The sequence below is a fragment of the Allomuricauda sp. ARW1Y1 genome, assembly GCF_013407935.1.
GTDB lineage: Bacteria > Bacteroidota > Bacteroidia > Flavobacteriales > Flavobacteriaceae > Flagellimonas.
The window spans coordinates 187,211-201,261 of record NZ_JACBZU010000002.1 but is presented as its reverse complement, the minus strand read 5'-3'; the positions used below and the strand labels follow the sequence as shown (position 1 = coordinate 201,261).

Here is a 14,051-nt window from a genome sequence, read left to right as displayed (position 1 = left end):
CGGTCAGGTTGGTTTAACGCTGTTTTAACTACAAAAAAAAGCTTAAAGAATCCCATATATTTGTTCCTTTGTAGCTGCTTATGGAACTATCCTTTTTTAAATACCAAGGAACAGGGAACGATTTTGTAATTATCGACAATCGTCAAACTATATTTCCCAAAAACAATACCAAGCTTGTGGCAGCGCTTTGCGACCGAAGATTTGGCATAGGTGCGGATGGTTTAATCCTGCTTGAAAATGACAAGATGTCGGATTTTAAGATGGTCTACTATAACTCAGATGGCGCCGAAAGTAGTATGTGCGGTAACGGTGGTCGATGTTTGGTCGCTTTTGCCCATTATTTGGGTGTTATCGACAAAGAAACAACTTTTAAAGCCGTGGATGGATTGCACTACGCAACCATCGAAGGGGATACCGTGAACTTAAAGATGATGGATGTGGACAAGATCCACGAAAAGCCCAACCATAGTTTTTTGGATACCGGTTCCCCGCACCATGTGCAATTGGTGACAGCGTTGGACAAGTTCGATGTACAAAAAGAGGGAAAAAAAATTCGCTATGGCATTTATGGTGAGTCCGGAAGCAATATCAACTTTGTGGAGCAAAAGGCGGATAATCTTTTTGATGTGCGAACTTATGAAAGGGGAGTGGAAGGCGAGACCTTTTCCTGTGGAACCGGTGTAACTGCGGTGGCCTTGGCCATGCACGAATCGGGTAAAACGGCTGCCAACGAGGTGCACATCCATACCATTGGAGGCGATTTGACCATTTCTTTTGAGAAAAAGGACGACAAGTACAGCAATATATTTTTAAAAGGACCTGCCATTCAGGTATTTAAAGGAACCATCGAATGCTCAATCTAAAAGGTAAACAAGTATATCTGCGGGCGCTGGAACCCACCGACCTCGACTTTCTGTACCAACTAGAAAACGATACCTCGGTCTGGGAACTGAGCGGTACGTTAAAGCCGTATTCCAAAAAGGTATTGCAACTATATTTGGACAATGCCCACAGGGATATTTACGAAGTAAAGCAGTTGCGCCTGTGCATCAGTAACCTGCAAGATCAGTGTATAGGATTGATCGATCTGTTCGATTTTGACCCCAAACATCGCCGTGCAGGTATCGGTATCATCATTGTGGAACCAGGGGACCGAAATAAAGGTGCCGGGGCGGAAGCCTTGTCGCTTTTGAGCGATTATGCCTTTTCCACGTTGGATGTACATCAACTGTATGCCAATATTTTGGAAGACAATGCAGCGAGTATCCATTTATTTGAGAAGATGGGGTTTGAGAAAATCGGGATCAAAAAAGAATGGATCAGGACCAGTCAGGGGTTCAAGAACGAATTAATGTATCAAAAGATCAACAGGAATGAATCTTAAAAAAGTACTTTGGGCCACGGCCATTCTTGGGTTGTTGATTTGTGGTTTTATCGCCTATCAAATTTACAATGCCATATTCAGCCCCAACACCCAGTTCAATAATGAAGAAGCGTTTGTATATATCGCATCAGACGCTACTTTTTCCGATGTAACGAAATCATTGGAGCCCTTGTTGAAGGATTTGTCCACTTTTGAGTCGGTCGCCAAACGAAAAGGATACATAACCAACATCAAAGCAGGAAAGTACGCCATCCAAAAAGGGATGAACAATAACGAGATCATCAATACGCTGCGAAGCAAAAACCTTCCAGTGCAGGTATCTTTCAATAATCAGGAGTCCCTGGCATCCTTGGCGGGGAGGATTTCCGAACAAATTGAGGCCGATAGCCTTTCCCTGCACCAAACCCTGAACGATCCTGATTTTTTGGCATCGACCAGGTTTGATGAGGATACCAAACTGGCCATGTACATTCCCAATACCTATGAATTTTTCTGGAATACCGATGCAGAGCGTTTTAGGGACCGGATGAAAACCGAATACGACCGTTTTTGGAACGATGAGCGTATAGCAAAGGCAAAAAAACTGGGTCTAACCCCCAATGAGGTAACTTCCTTGGCTGCCATTGTGCAAAAGGAAACGGCCAAGGTGGATGAGCGACCAAGGGTGGCCGGGGTATATCTTAACAGAATACGAAGGGGAATGCTGCTTCAGGCCGACCCAACAGTGATTTATGCCATCAAAAAGGAAACGGGCAACTATGATACCATTATAAAACGAGTGCTGTTCCGCGATTTGGAAATGGATTCCCCATACAATACCTATAAATATGCAGGTATTCCTCCGGGGCCGATTACCATGCCGGATATCAGTTCCATTGATGCTGTTTTGAATCCAGAAAAGCACGATTATCTCTATTTTGTGGCCGACGTTTCCAACTTTGGATACCACTTATTTGCCAAAACTTTGGCGCAACACAACCGAAATAAGGTGCAATATACCCGATGGCTCAACCAACAAAAGGTAATGCGATAGTGCTCTTTACCGTTGATTTTCATCACTTTAACGGATTTTAGGGTCGATTTAAGAAATCTTTATGAGCTTTAGGGTACCCATTAACTTATCCCAACCTATCTTTGCCGGCCAAATTGATTTTTGATACGTATATAGTATTGAGATCACAAATATGAAAATTATGAAAAGATGGATAGGTTTTATTCTACATCTTGCCATGATCGTAGTTTTGACAAGTTTTGGTTCTTATTCTGTAATGAAGAAAGGGAACGTTGAAATTCCCGATTCATTGAAGGTAACGACCAATTTGGAATTTTTTGCACCGCAAGATTCCATCACACTTCTTGACGAGGACGAGGTAACCCCTCCTTTTCTGGGCAAAGCTTTTAATGGCTTTAAGGAAGCACTCGCTTTTAAAGAGTCCCAGGGCAAATATCATAGCGTAAACACATTGGGTTATTTGGGGAAATACCAATTTGGTAGCAGTACCCTCAATTTGATGGGCGTTTACGATATGGATGAGTTCTTGGGCAGTGCCGAGCTTCAGGAAAAGGCCTTTGCCGCCAATATTGCCCGTAACAAATGGATTTTGAGACGAGACATTAAACGCTTTAATGGAAAAACCATTGGAGGAATCAAGGTCACAGAGTCCGGGATTTTGGCAGCGGCCCATTTGGCCGGCGCAGGAAACGTCAAAAAATATCTACGATCGTATGGACAAAGCGATGTAACTGATGCTTACGGAAGTAGTATCTCGTATTATATGAAGAAATTCGCGGGCTACGATATTTCCAATATCAAGCAACAGAAAAACGCCAAAGTATAATTAGTAGAAAATAGCAACTAAAGGGCCTCGATATTCGGGGCCTTTTTTTATGCTTGAATGATGTAGATGGTAGGTCTTTTGTCCAGATCTAATTCTATTTCGCTCCACTCGTGCACACTCTTGGTAGCAATAAACTCCGTGGGCAAGGTGATATCCGCAGCAATGCACAACCGGGTCGATTTCTGCAAGGTTCGCAAAAGTTCCTTGAGCAACTTATTGTTTCGGTAAGGAGTTTCCATAAAAATCTGGGACTGTCCAAGGTCTCGGGACACGCGCTCCAAATTTTTAACCATTTTTTTACGCTCGGCATTGTCGATGGGCAAATAGCCGTTGAAGGCAAAATTTTGTCCGTTCATGCCACTGCTCATCATGGCCATTAAAATGGATGAGGGCCCAACCAATGGCACTACTTTGATGCGTCTTTCGTGGGCGATTCGAATGACATCTGCACCGGGGTCTGCTATGCCAGGACATCCTGCTTCGGAAATGATGCCCACATCAAATCCGTGAATGCAAGGATCTAGGAAGGAAGGAATCTCTTCGGGATTGGTGTACTTGTTCAAGGAATACAGTTGTAGGTCTGGTTGTGATTTACTAGGGCTTACACGCTTTATGAACCGTCGGGCCGTCTTTTCGTTTTCCACGATGTAGTGGTCAATCCGCTCAATGGTTCCCTTGACCGATATGGGCAATACCTCCAAAGGAGCGTTGTCGCCCAAGGTAGTGGGAATCAAATAGACTTTGCCCATCACCAAACCTGGTTTTTCTGCTTCCATGGGTTTAATTTAGTTTTTTCGCAATTGCCTCACAAGCTTGATCCACCATTTGGTAGACATTTTCAAAGCCATCATCACCACCATAGTAGGGGTCGGGTACTTCCTGAAGGTCCAAATCCACTTCGCTCAATAAGAGTTTTACCTTTTGGGCTTCTTGTGCATTGCTTGCGAGTTGGGCCACATCCGAAAAATTGCTTCGGTCCATCACATAAATGAGGTCGAATTCCAAAAAGTCCAATCGAGAAAACTTCCTACAGCGTTGATGGCTGATGTCCAAGCCATATTTTCGGGCAACGGCGATGGACCGTTTGTCAGGAGGATTGCCAATATGGTATCCAGCTGTTCCTGCAGAATCCACCAATACCTTGTCCGAATCCACCTTGGAACGCAAAATACCTTCAGCCAATGGTGACCTGCAAATATTTCCCAAGCAGACCATCAAGACTTTGGTTTTCATAAATTATGGGTATAAAATGCTAGGAGAACTTTTTGTTCAAATCGTCGATATACTTTCTGAACTGTTTGTCGGTTTCAGCAAGATTATCCACTGTTTTGCAAGCGTGGAGCACGGTTGCGTGGTCACGCTTTCCGATTTGTGAGCCAATGCTGGCCAATGAGGCTTTCGTGAACTTTTTGGCGAAGAACATGGCCAACTGTCTTGCCTGTACAATGTGTCGCTTTCGGGTTTTGGACTGTAGGGTCTCCACATCCATTTCAAAATAATCGGAAACGACTTTTTGGATGTAGTCGATGGACACTTCGCGTTTGGTATTCTTTACGAATTTTTCCACCACTTGTTGTGCCAACTCCAAGGTAACCTCACGTTTATTGAAAGAGGATTGGGCAATCAGGGAAATGATTGCTCCCTCCAGCTCGCGGATATTCGTTTTGATGTTCTTGGCCACGTGGTCGATAATATCATCGGGCATTTCCACACCATCCCTGTACAATTTGTTCTTTAGGATGGATACACGGGTTTCGTAATCAGGGCTTTGCAATTCTGCGGATAATCCCCATTTGAAACGGGACAACAATCGCTGTTCGATGTCCTGCATGTCCACGGGCGCCTTATCCGATGTTAAAATGACCTGTTTGCCATTTTGGTGCAAGTGGTTGAAAATATGAAAGAACACATCTTGGGTCCCTGATTTACCGGATAGGAATTGTACATCATCGATGATGAGTACATCTATCAATTGGTAAAAGTGGATAAAATCGTTTCGGGTGTTCTTTTTTACGGACTCAATATATTGCTGGGTGAATTTCTCCGCCGAAATATAGAGTACGGTCTTTTCCGGATATTTGTCCTTGATTTCTACCCCGATGGCGTGCGCCAAGTGGGTCTTTCCCAAACCTACGCCACCAAAAACCAATAAAGGGTTAAAGGATGTCCCCCCGGGCTTATTCGCCACGGCCATTCCTGCCGACCGCGCCAAGCGGTTGGAATCCCCTTCAAGGAAATTATCAAAGTTGTAGTTCGGATTTAATTGGGATTCGATTTTTATGTTTCGGATTCCCGGGATCACAAATGGGTTTTTAAGCTCGGGACTTTTGGAGGTAATCGGTACGTCCAACTCTTGGGGTCCCACTGCGGTACGGTTGGAACTCGGAATCTGTTCCGTAAAAGGTTCCTTGTTGCCGTACTTGTTTTCCATTTTTATAACGTAGATAAGCTTTGCACTGGACCCCAGTTCTCTGGTCAGGGCCACCTTTAAAAGCTTTACATAATGTTCTTCGAGCCATTCGTAGAAAAACTTACTGGGAACCTGAATGCTGAGGGCCTTATCGGTCAGCTTCATCGGTTTAATGGGTTCAAACCATGTTTTGAATGCCTGCGGTTGGATATTATCTTGGATAAAAGCCAAACAGTTGTTCCATACGGAATTAGCAGTAGCACTCATAGAAGTTTTTCCTTGTTTTAATGGTTAGCTTTAATACTTAAGAGCAAGCATCTAAAGGGTTGCAAGATGCTCATTGGATGCGACAAATATGTGAACAATTCTTTTAAAAAAAAAATCAAATTGTCATTGAAAGTCTTGTTTTTTTTTCGCATGTTTCCCTCAGAATAAGCAAGCCTCTAAATATATAATTTTTCAGCTTAAAATGGGTCTAAATTCATATTCTTTTCGGGTTCGATACGCAGAAACCGACCAAATGGGGGTTGTTTATCATGGTAACTATGCCCAGTATTTTGAACTGGGTCGGGTGGAGTGGTTAAGGGCCATGGGAATCACTTACAAAAGCATGGAAGATAAAGGTATTATGCTGCCCGTAATTTCCTTACATATCGACTACAAGAAATCTGCGGTATATGATGACCTACTAACGGTTCGAACCAAACTCACTTCCAAACCCTTGGTAAAAATTGCGTTCGACTACGAGCTAGTGAACGAGACCGGGGAATTATTGGCCACCGCACATACGGTGCTTGCCTTTATGGACAAAAGTACAGGCAGACCTATCAAATGTCCGGATTATATTCTTGAAAAGTTGGAGGATTGATTTTTCTGGAGACAGGAGACAGGAATCTCTTATCTTATATTTTTAGTGAAGCGGTTTGGAATCGATCAAACCGTCATTTTTACGTCTACCCCATGCATTTCATCGAAAAGTTGAAACGTTTCCTCCGATTCACTTAAGCGAACCGCGACCACAAGCTCACAATCCAGTTCCATTTTTTGGGATACCATATCCAAATCTTTCTGTTTGATGGTGCGCATCACCATATCCATCATTGGATACTCAAATTTTAAATGCAATTCTGCCTTTAAGGTCTTTTGTACAATTTGGGCACTTTCCAATGCCATTTGCGCAGCGGTTTTGTAGGCTTGTATCAACCCGCCGACCCCAAGCTTGGTGCCCCCAAAAATTCGGGTGACCGTGATTAAAACATTCGTGACGTCAAAAGATTGTATTTGTCCGTAAATCGGCATCCCAGCCGAATTGTTGGGTTCACCGTCATCATTGGCCCTGTACACTGGGTTATCGGTACCCAATTGCCAAGCATAGCAAACGTGATTGGCGGTGTGATGTTTTTTTCGGAGTTCCTCCACAATCGGTTTTACATCTTCTTCCGTAGCAATGGGATAAACCGCAGCATAGAATTTGCTCTTACGGTCCTTATATAAAATTTCGGGTGAAGGTTTAGTGACGGTGCGGTAAACATCTTCTTTTTTATCCATCAGAACAAAGCTACCAATATTATGCTCAAAATGGCCAAGGCCACGCCGCTCCAATTCTTGATGCTAAGCTTCTCCTTAAAAAGCAGAATCCCGAATAGGGTGGAGCACATCACAATCGCCACATTATTTAAGGTGAATATGGCCGCGCTGCTCAAAATATCCGCCCGAAGGGCGCGAATCAAAAAATAGATGGAAAAATAATTGGGTATGCCCAGCGCAATACCACCCACTATATTTTTAAGGTTGATTTTTAACGGGGTCTTTGCCGATTTTATCCCAATAAACAGGAATCCCGTTAAAGCGGCAAAACCAAAGATCATGGAGGAGAAAACTGGAATCTCCTGGTCGGTCAAATGGATTTCTTCAAAATATTGAATGCTGGTATCGATGATTCCCGACCCTAAAAACACCAAAAGTGGTAGCACAAGAGCTTTACGTTCGATTCGGATATGTTTTTCCTTAATGGAAGCCAAATACACAGCGACTAGCGCAAGTGCAATCCCAATAATTTGAAACGCGCTCAATCGTTCCCCATAAAGCAACATGCCCATCACTACGGGAATGGCCAACGACATTTTGGTGGCCACCGAGGCCACGGACACTCCTGAGACCTGTGCCGTGCGTGCCATCAAATTAAAAATCACAATAAAAAGGATACCTAATACTATGGGGCCAATCAACCATGATTTGCTGCTTAGGTCGGTTATGCTAACGGGACCCTCATACAAAAAAAAGCCTACGGTGCAGGCCACCACATAATTGGTGATGATGGCATACAGTGTCTGGATTTTGTAAACATCGAACAATTTGAAGACCACAAAAATCAGGGTGGAGCTGAGTACACTAAGAATCAGATATACCATTTACAATCTTGATTTTAGTTGTGTGATGTCCTCTTTGCCCACCTGCAAGTTCCAAACCTTGATGCCCAAATCCGCGGCGGAGGCCGTATTTTCCGCTACATCGTCCACAAAAAAGGTCTCATGGGCCAAGAGCCGGTTTTCTTGCAGTACAAAATCAAAGATTTCAGTGTCCGGTTTTCGCATTCCCATTTCGTAGCTCAAATAAAACACATCAAATGCATTTTTAAACCTGTTGAACCGCTCCATTCCCATCTGCTCCTTTACATGTTCGATATGCAGGTCGTTGGTATTGCTCAACAAAATCATTTTATATTGATTTTCCCTTGCTAGTTGTTCAATAAACTCCAGTCGGTGTTCCGGAAAATCCAAAAGAATCGAATTCCAAGCTTCGATAAGATAATCTCGATTCGCGTCGGGAAAATGCGAAGCGACCTCATCTAAAAAATCCGAAGAGCCCAAAAAACCTTTCTCGTAGTCTTGGAACAAAACTTCCAGCGCTGGTGTAATCTCGGTGAACCCATGTTGCACCATGGCTTTTGCCGTTGCCGGTTTGTCCAGGTTGATGAGCACATCGCCAAAATCGAGGATAATGTTTTTAATCATTTCGATAAATAAATAAGGTATCGGTCCATATTTTTTGTTGCTGCTGCAAAGTTCCTTGTAATCGGGGAGCTGGCAAACCCTTTTTAAAATCAATTGCGCCTTTAAATATTCTGGCTTCGTCCCATAGATTGACATCGATAAAGGTTTGCAGCATTTTTGCGCCACCTTCAACAATCACACTGGTGATGTTGTGCCGATGGAGTACATCACAGATTTGTTGGGCCAAAGGCTGAGCAAAATCAACCATTTCATAAGTGATTCCCTCCAATTGTTTTGATGTGTCGTCTACTGCTGTCAACATAATGGTCTGCACCGATCTGTCCAAAACATGATGGGAGGCATCTATTTTCAAATGCCTGTCCAACGCCACCCGAATAGGGTTTTTGCCCGACCATTCACGGGTGGTCAGCTTGGGATTGTCCTCCAAAACGGTGCGGGTACCCACCAAAATGGCCTGTTCTTGGCTTCGCCATTGGTGCACCATTTGCTTGGAGTAGGGGTTTGTAATCCAAAAAGGCTCTGGATTGGTATTTCGTAACGACTTTTCCGGGGCCAAAAATCCATCGTTGGACTCCGCCCATTTTAAAATGATATAGGGTCGTTTCTTCTCTTGAAAGGTCAAAAAACGTTTATGGTGTTCCCGACATTCATTTTCCAGAATCCCTATCGTTACCTTACAGCCGGCCTCTTTCAGTTTTTGGATGCCCTTACCGGCGACCTTGTTGTGCGGGTCCTGTAAGCCGATAAAAACTTCTTTCAATTGATGCTTGGCAATCAAATCGGCGCAAGGAGGTGTTTTTCCAAAATGGGAGCAAGGTTCCAAGGTGACGTACAAGGATGCTTCTTTGAGCTGTTCCTTGTTTTTTACCGAGTTGATGGCATTCACCTCGGCATGTGGACCTCCATAAGGGTCGGTAAACCCTTCTCCAATTATGTTGTTTTGATACACGATTACACACCCCACCATTGGATTTGGAGCCGTAGTTCCCAGTCCCTTTTTGGCCAGTTCTATGCAGCGGAGGAGGTATTTTTGATGTATCTTCACCCCGCAAAAATAGAACATTAAAAACACAAAAATGGGAGATATGGTCATTCGTGAAATAACCCCCGAAGACAATGCACAGGTGGCCCAAGTGATACGAAAGGTTTTTGAGGATATGGGCGTTCCCAAAGTGGGCACCGCTTATGCCGACAAAGCTTTGGATGATATGTACAGCCATTACAACGTGCCCAAGGCTGCCTACTTTGTAGTGGAGCATGAAGGTCGCATTATCGGGTGTGCGGGCGTGGCTCAATTGGACAATTATGATGGCAACGTCTGCGAGCTTCAAAAAATGTACTTTTTGGAAGAGGCCCGAGGAAAGGGACTAGGTGCCAAAGTGATAGAAGCCTGCTTGAACAAGGCCAAGGAATTCGGTTTTGAAGCTTGCTATTTGGAAACCATGCCCTATATGGAAGCCGCCCAAAAATTGTACAAAAAGAACGGTTTTGAATACATTGATGCTCCTATGGGCAATACGGGACACTATTCTTGCCCTGTTTGGATGCTTAAAAAATTGTAATGCTCCTCAAAGAAATCAAAGACATTTTCCATAAAGAATTGGGCGAGCTTTATCCCAAGGAAGAAATCGATTCGTTTTTCTATTCCTGTATTGAGCATTACCTCAAATTGGAACGCTTTATCCTGGCCATTCAGCCTGGAATTACCTTGACCAAGGATGAGGAGCAACCACTTTTTGAAGCCTTGGCTGAGTTGAAAACGGAAAAACCCCTACAATATATTTTGGGAACCGCCCATTTTAGGTATTTGGAGCTTCAGGTGAACGAGAATGTACTGATTCCACGCCCCGAGACCGAAGAATTGGTGCAATGGATTTTATTGGACGCTGAGCGGAGTCGAAGCGTCATTTCGACTTCGCTCAATGACCGTTCTTTGAAAATTCTTGACATCGGAACTGGGAGCGGATGTATTGCTATTGCGCTGGCCAAACAACTGACCGATGCTGACGTTTACGCCTTGGATGTTTCTGAAGGTGCATTGGAGATTGCCCAGAAAAATGCAGCAACCCATAAAGTAGATGTCACTTTTTTGCATCAGGACATTCTTAATCCCAAACTTGAACTTGCGCCTGAACTTTATTTTGACATCATCGTCTCCAATCCGCCCTACGTTAGGGAATTGGAAAAGCATGAAATCCGAAAGAACGTAAAGGATTTTGAACCAGAAACCGCTCTTTTTGTAAAGGATGAAGCCCCCTTACTTTTTTATAGGGCCATCATCGATTTTGCGGAAAAGCACTTGTCCGAAAAGGGAAGTTTGTATCTCGAGATCAATCAATATTTGGGAGCGGAGACCAAAGCACTTTTTCAAGCCCATAATTTTTCGGAAATTGAACTCCGAAAAGATCTATTTGGCAACGATAGGATGCTAAAAGCACTAAGAAAATGAACATCCAAGACAAAATAAATGCCCTGCGAGAAGAGCTACGGGAGCACAACTACAAATATTATGTGCTCGACCAACCTTCCATTTCCGATTACGAGTTCGACATGAAGCTCAAAGAGCTTCAAAAACTGGAGGCGGCGCACCCTGAATTTCAGGACCCAACTTCGCCCACTTTGAGGGTAGGGGGCATGGTCACCAAACATTTTGAAACCGTTACCCATGAGCACCGGATGTATTCGTTGGACAATTCCTATTCCAAAGAGGATTTAGAGGATTGGGAAAAGCGCATACAGCGGATTTTGGGCGATGCAGCAATAGAGTTTACCTGTGAATTAAAATATGATGGCGCTTCCATAAGTCTGACCTATGAAGACGGCCAATTGGTACGCGCGGTTACCCGCGGGGATGGTTTTCAGGGGGATGACGTGACCAACAACATCAAAACTATTAAATCCGTTCCCTTGCAATTGAAGGGCGACTATCCTCCAAAATTTGATATACGGGGAGAAATCATTCTAACGCTCGAAGGCTTTGCCAAAATGAACGCCGAGCGGGTGGAAGCAGGAGAAGACCCCTACATGAACCCGAGAAATACGGCATCGGGCAGTTTAAAACTTCAGGATAGTGCCCTGGTGGCCCAACGCCCGTTGGAATGTTTGTTGTACAGCATAGCTGGCGAAAATCTGGGCATTAGCTCCCAATTTGAAGTGTTGGAAAAAGCGCGCTCTTGGGGGTTCAAGGTGCCTACGGTGGCCAAACTATGCAAATCCACCGAAGAAGTGATGCAATTTGCAGACTCTTGGGAAGTGCACCGTCACGATTTGCCTTATGAAACCGATGGCGTGGTGGTGAAAGTTAATAGCATTCAGCACCAAGAAGAGTTGGGGTACACCGCGAAATCCCCGCGCTGGGCCATGGCCTATAAATTCAAGGCCGAGCAAGCCACTACGGTATTGAACCAAATCACCTATCAAGTGGGGCGTACGGGAGCCATTACCCCCGTGGCCAATTTGGAGCCTGTTTTACTGGCAGGAACCACTGTGAAAAGGGCCTCATTACACAATGCCGACCAAATCGCCAAGTTGGATGTACGCGAGGGGGATACCGTTTTTGTGGAAAAAGGAGGAGAAATCATCCCAAAAATAGCCAAGGTTGATTTTACGAAACGCGATAAGGACTCTCAACCCACGAAATACATTGAAAACTGCCCTGAATGCGGTACGGAACTGATACGAAAGGAGGGCGAAGCACAACATTTTTGCCCCAATGATATCGGTTGTCCACCACAGATTACGGGCCGAATCCAGCACTTTATTTCTAGAAAGGCGATGGATATTGAAGGGTTGGGGGGTGAAACGGTGGAATTATTGTTCAAGGAAGGACTCATTGCCAACTACGCCGACCTGTACACCTTGACCAAGGAGCAAATTCTGCCCTTGGAACGGATGGCGGACAAATCCGCTGAAAACTTGGTGAACGGGGTGCAGGCCTCCAAAACCATTCCGTTTGAACGCGTCCTTTTTGCGCTGGGGATTCGCTACGTGGGCGAAACCGTGGCCAAAAAGCTGGCCAAGGCTTTTAAAAATATCGACGCCTTGATGTCCGCTACGCAGGAGCAATTGGTGGCCGTGGATGAGATAGGGGAGCGCATCGCCGAAAGTGTGGTCGGGTTTTTCTCGGAGCCTGCCAATGTGCAATTGATAGACCGTTTAAAATCCTACGGATTACAATTCTCACTCTCTGAGGAACAATTGGAGAATCAAACTGAGTTGCTCAAGGGTCAGACTTTTGTGGTATCCGGAGTGTTTGAAACCATCAGCCGTAATGACCTCAAAAAACTGATTGAGGACAATGGTGGAAAAGTGGCCTCGTCCATATCTTCCAAAACCACTTTTTTGGTGGCGGGAGACAATATGGGCCCAAGTAAAAAGACCAAAGCAGAGTCCTTGGGTGTGCCCATTATCTCCGAGCAGGAATTTTTACAAAAACTGGGCGCATGATACCCGACAACTACGAAACATTTGAAGCAACTTTGGACCAGACTGCCCCTCCCAAAGAATGGCCGGAAGCGCTACAATCCCTCTGGTTTGACGCCAATGGGGATTGGGAGTCGTCCCATAACATTGCCCAGGACCTCCATTCGACCATGGGCAGTTGGATTCACGCCTACTTGCACCGAAAGGAAGGGGACGAATGGAATGCCCGGTATTGGTACGATAGAGCAGGGAAACCTTTTCCAAACTATAGTTTGGAGGAAGAACTGAAGGTTTTGGTGGAGGCTAATCTTTAGGAGGTTCAAACTCAAATTCAAGTTGCAAGTTCAAGGTTTAAGGTTAAAGGTTAAAGGTTTAGGGCATAACCTCAAAAGGTCATTTCGACATAAGGAACAAAGTGACGATTAAGAAATCTGGTAGAAAAAACTCAAGTTCAAATTCAAGGTTCCAAGTTCAAGGTTTAAGGTTAAAGGTTAAAGGTTAAAGATTTAGGGTATAACTTCAAAAGGTCATTTCAAATGACAATGAATCCTATTCGTGCCAATTCGAAAAATTAGTGTCAACTGCCCATTGTCGATTGCCCATTGCCCATCACCCCAACTCTATTTTCTATGGTCTTTCTTCTCCTGAGTCTTGGTTCTTGGCTCCTCACTGAACTAGGTTCTCGATACATTTTTTGCCTCTTTTTTTATAAAAACCGCCAAAAAACACTCGAACTGACAAAGAGCCCTATTCGTGCTAATTCGTGAAATTAGTGTCAATTGCCCACTGCCGACTGCTGACTGACTTCCGACTCACAAAAGATTTCTCACTTCGTTTCGAAATGACATCTTAACTCCTGTCTTCGGACTTCCGACTTCTGACTCCCACAAAGATTTCTCGACTACCCCTTCGACTCATTTCGACTACGCTCAATGACCGTCGCTCAGCGACCGCTGCCTACTGCTGCCTGACTTCGGACTTCA

Annotated in this window: 16 protein-coding genes; 9 read left to right on the top strand and 7 right to left on the bottom strand. The window is 44.4% G+C overall.

Annotated features, from left to right (window positions below):
- The first annotated feature begins 80 nt into the window (after positions 1–80).
- The 4 genes from dapF (at position 81) to GGE08_RS05665 (ending at position 3,222) form a co-directional block, all read left to right on the top strand.
- A complete protein-coding gene (dapF, locus tag GGE08_RS05680; protein ID WP_179383938.1) occupies positions 81–863 on the top strand; it encodes a diaminopimelate epimerase in 783 nt (260 codons plus the stop codon).
- Complete coding sequence (locus GGE08_RS05675; RefSeq protein ID WP_179383937.1) at positions 851–1,384, top strand: GNAT family N-acetyltransferase; 534 nt, start codon at positions 851–853, stop codon at positions 1,382–1,384. Before dapF ends, GGE08_RS05675 begins: the two co-directional genes overlap by 13 nt.
- Positions 1,374–2,417, top strand: a complete 1,044-nt coding sequence (mltG, locus tag GGE08_RS05670) for an endolytic transglycosylase MltG (protein ID WP_179383936.1) — start codon at positions 1,374–1,376, stop codon at positions 2,415–2,417. Before GGE08_RS05675 ends, mltG begins: the two co-directional genes overlap by 11 nt.
- 160 nt (positions 2,418–2,577) lie before the next feature.
- A complete protein-coding gene (locus GGE08_RS05665; RefSeq protein WP_179383935.1) occupies positions 2,578–3,222 on the top strand; it encodes a hypothetical protein in 645 nt (214 codons plus the stop codon).
- Positions 3,223–3,269: 47 nt separating this feature from the next.
- Here the strand turns inward: GGE08_RS05665 and GGE08_RS05660 are convergent, their stop codons facing one another.
- Genes GGE08_RS05660 through dnaA form a run of 3 tightly spaced genes read right to left on the bottom strand, consistent with a single transcriptional unit; the run spans position 3,270 to position 5,899 of the window.
- Entirely contained in the window at positions 3,270–3,998 is a 729-nt protein-coding gene (locus GGE08_RS05660) for an SAM-dependent methyltransferase (protein WP_179383934.1), read from the bottom strand.
- 4 nt (positions 3,999–4,002) lie between these two features.
- Positions 4,003–4,455, bottom strand: a complete 453-nt coding sequence (locus GGE08_RS05655) for a low molecular weight protein-tyrosine-phosphatase (RefSeq protein WP_179383933.1) — start codon at positions 4,453–4,455, stop codon at positions 4,003–4,005.
- 19 nt (positions 4,456–4,474) lie between these two features.
- Positions 4,475–5,899 carry a chromosomal replication initiator protein DnaA gene (dnaA, locus tag GGE08_RS05650; protein ID WP_179383932.1) on the bottom strand — a complete coding sequence of 475 codons (1,425 nt, stop codon included), beginning with the start codon at positions 5,897–5,899 and terminating at the stop codon, positions 4,475–4,477.
- Positions 5,900–6,101: 202 nt separating this feature from the next.
- Here dnaA and GGE08_RS05645 point away from each other — a divergent pair, with 202 nt between their 5' ends.
- The gene (locus GGE08_RS05645) at positions 6,102–6,500 is read left to right on the top strand and encodes a thioesterase family protein (protein ID WP_179383931.1); all 399 of its coding nucleotides are present in this window, start codon (positions 6,102–6,104) and stop codon (positions 6,498–6,500) included.
- A gap of 65 nt (positions 6,501–6,565) precedes the next feature.
- Here the strand turns inward: GGE08_RS05645 and GGE08_RS05640 are convergent, their stop codons facing one another.
- Genes GGE08_RS05640 through ribD form a run of 4 tightly spaced genes read right to left on the bottom strand, consistent with a single transcriptional unit; the run spans position 6,566 to position 9,691 of the window.
- On the bottom strand, positions 6,566–7,180 hold the full coding sequence (locus tag GGE08_RS05640; protein WP_179383930.1) for an IMPACT family protein: 615 nt from the start codon (positions 7,178–7,180) through the stop codon (positions 6,566–6,568).
- Positions 7,180–8,043 carry an EamA family transporter gene (locus tag GGE08_RS05635; protein WP_179383929.1) on the bottom strand — a complete coding sequence of 288 codons (864 nt, stop codon included), beginning with the start codon at positions 8,041–8,043 and terminating at the stop codon, positions 7,180–7,182. The genes GGE08_RS05640 and GGE08_RS05635 overlap by 1 nt, the downstream gene beginning before the upstream one ends.
- Positions 8,044–8,646: an HAD family phosphatase gene (locus GGE08_RS05630; protein WP_179383928.1), complete on the bottom strand. Its 603-nt coding sequence runs from the start codon at positions 8,644–8,646 to the stop codon at positions 8,044–8,046.
- Positions 8,639–9,691: a bifunctional diaminohydroxyphosphoribosylaminopyrimidine deaminase/5-amino-6-(5-phosphoribosylamino)uracil reductase RibD gene (gene ribD, locus GGE08_RS05625; protein WP_313790886.1), complete on the bottom strand. Its 1,053-nt coding sequence runs from the start codon at positions 9,689–9,691 to the stop codon at positions 8,639–8,641. Before ribD ends, GGE08_RS05630 begins: the two co-directional genes overlap by 8 nt.
- Before the next feature lie 31 nt (positions 9,692–9,722).
- Between ribD and GGE08_RS05620 the strand changes: the two genes are divergently transcribed.
- From GGE08_RS05620 to GGE08_RS05605, 4 genes are read left to right on the top strand one after another with little or no spacing between them, the layout of a single operon-like run.
- Entirely contained in the window at positions 9,723–10,208 is a 486-nt protein-coding gene (locus tag GGE08_RS05620; RefSeq protein WP_179383926.1) for a GNAT family N-acetyltransferase, read from the top strand.
- Positions 10,208–11,095 carry a peptide chain release factor N(5)-glutamine methyltransferase gene (gene prmC / locus GGE08_RS05615; protein WP_179383925.1) on the top strand — a complete coding sequence of 296 codons (888 nt, stop codon included), beginning with the start codon at positions 10,208–10,210 and terminating at the stop codon, positions 11,093–11,095. Before GGE08_RS05620 ends, prmC begins: the two co-directional genes overlap by 1 nt.
- Positions 11,092–13,092 (top strand): NAD-dependent DNA ligase LigA, encoded by a 2,001-nt coding sequence (gene ligA / locus GGE08_RS05610; RefSeq protein ID WP_179383924.1) that lies wholly within the window; start codon positions 11,092–11,094, stop codon positions 13,090–13,092. The genes prmC and ligA overlap by 4 nt, the downstream gene beginning before the upstream one ends.
- Positions 13,089–13,382 (top strand): hypothetical protein, encoded by a 294-nt coding sequence (locus GGE08_RS05605; protein WP_179383923.1) that lies wholly within the window; start codon positions 13,089–13,091, stop codon positions 13,380–13,382. Before ligA ends, GGE08_RS05605 begins: the two co-directional genes overlap by 4 nt.
- Positions 13,383–14,051 lie beyond the last annotated feature (669 nt).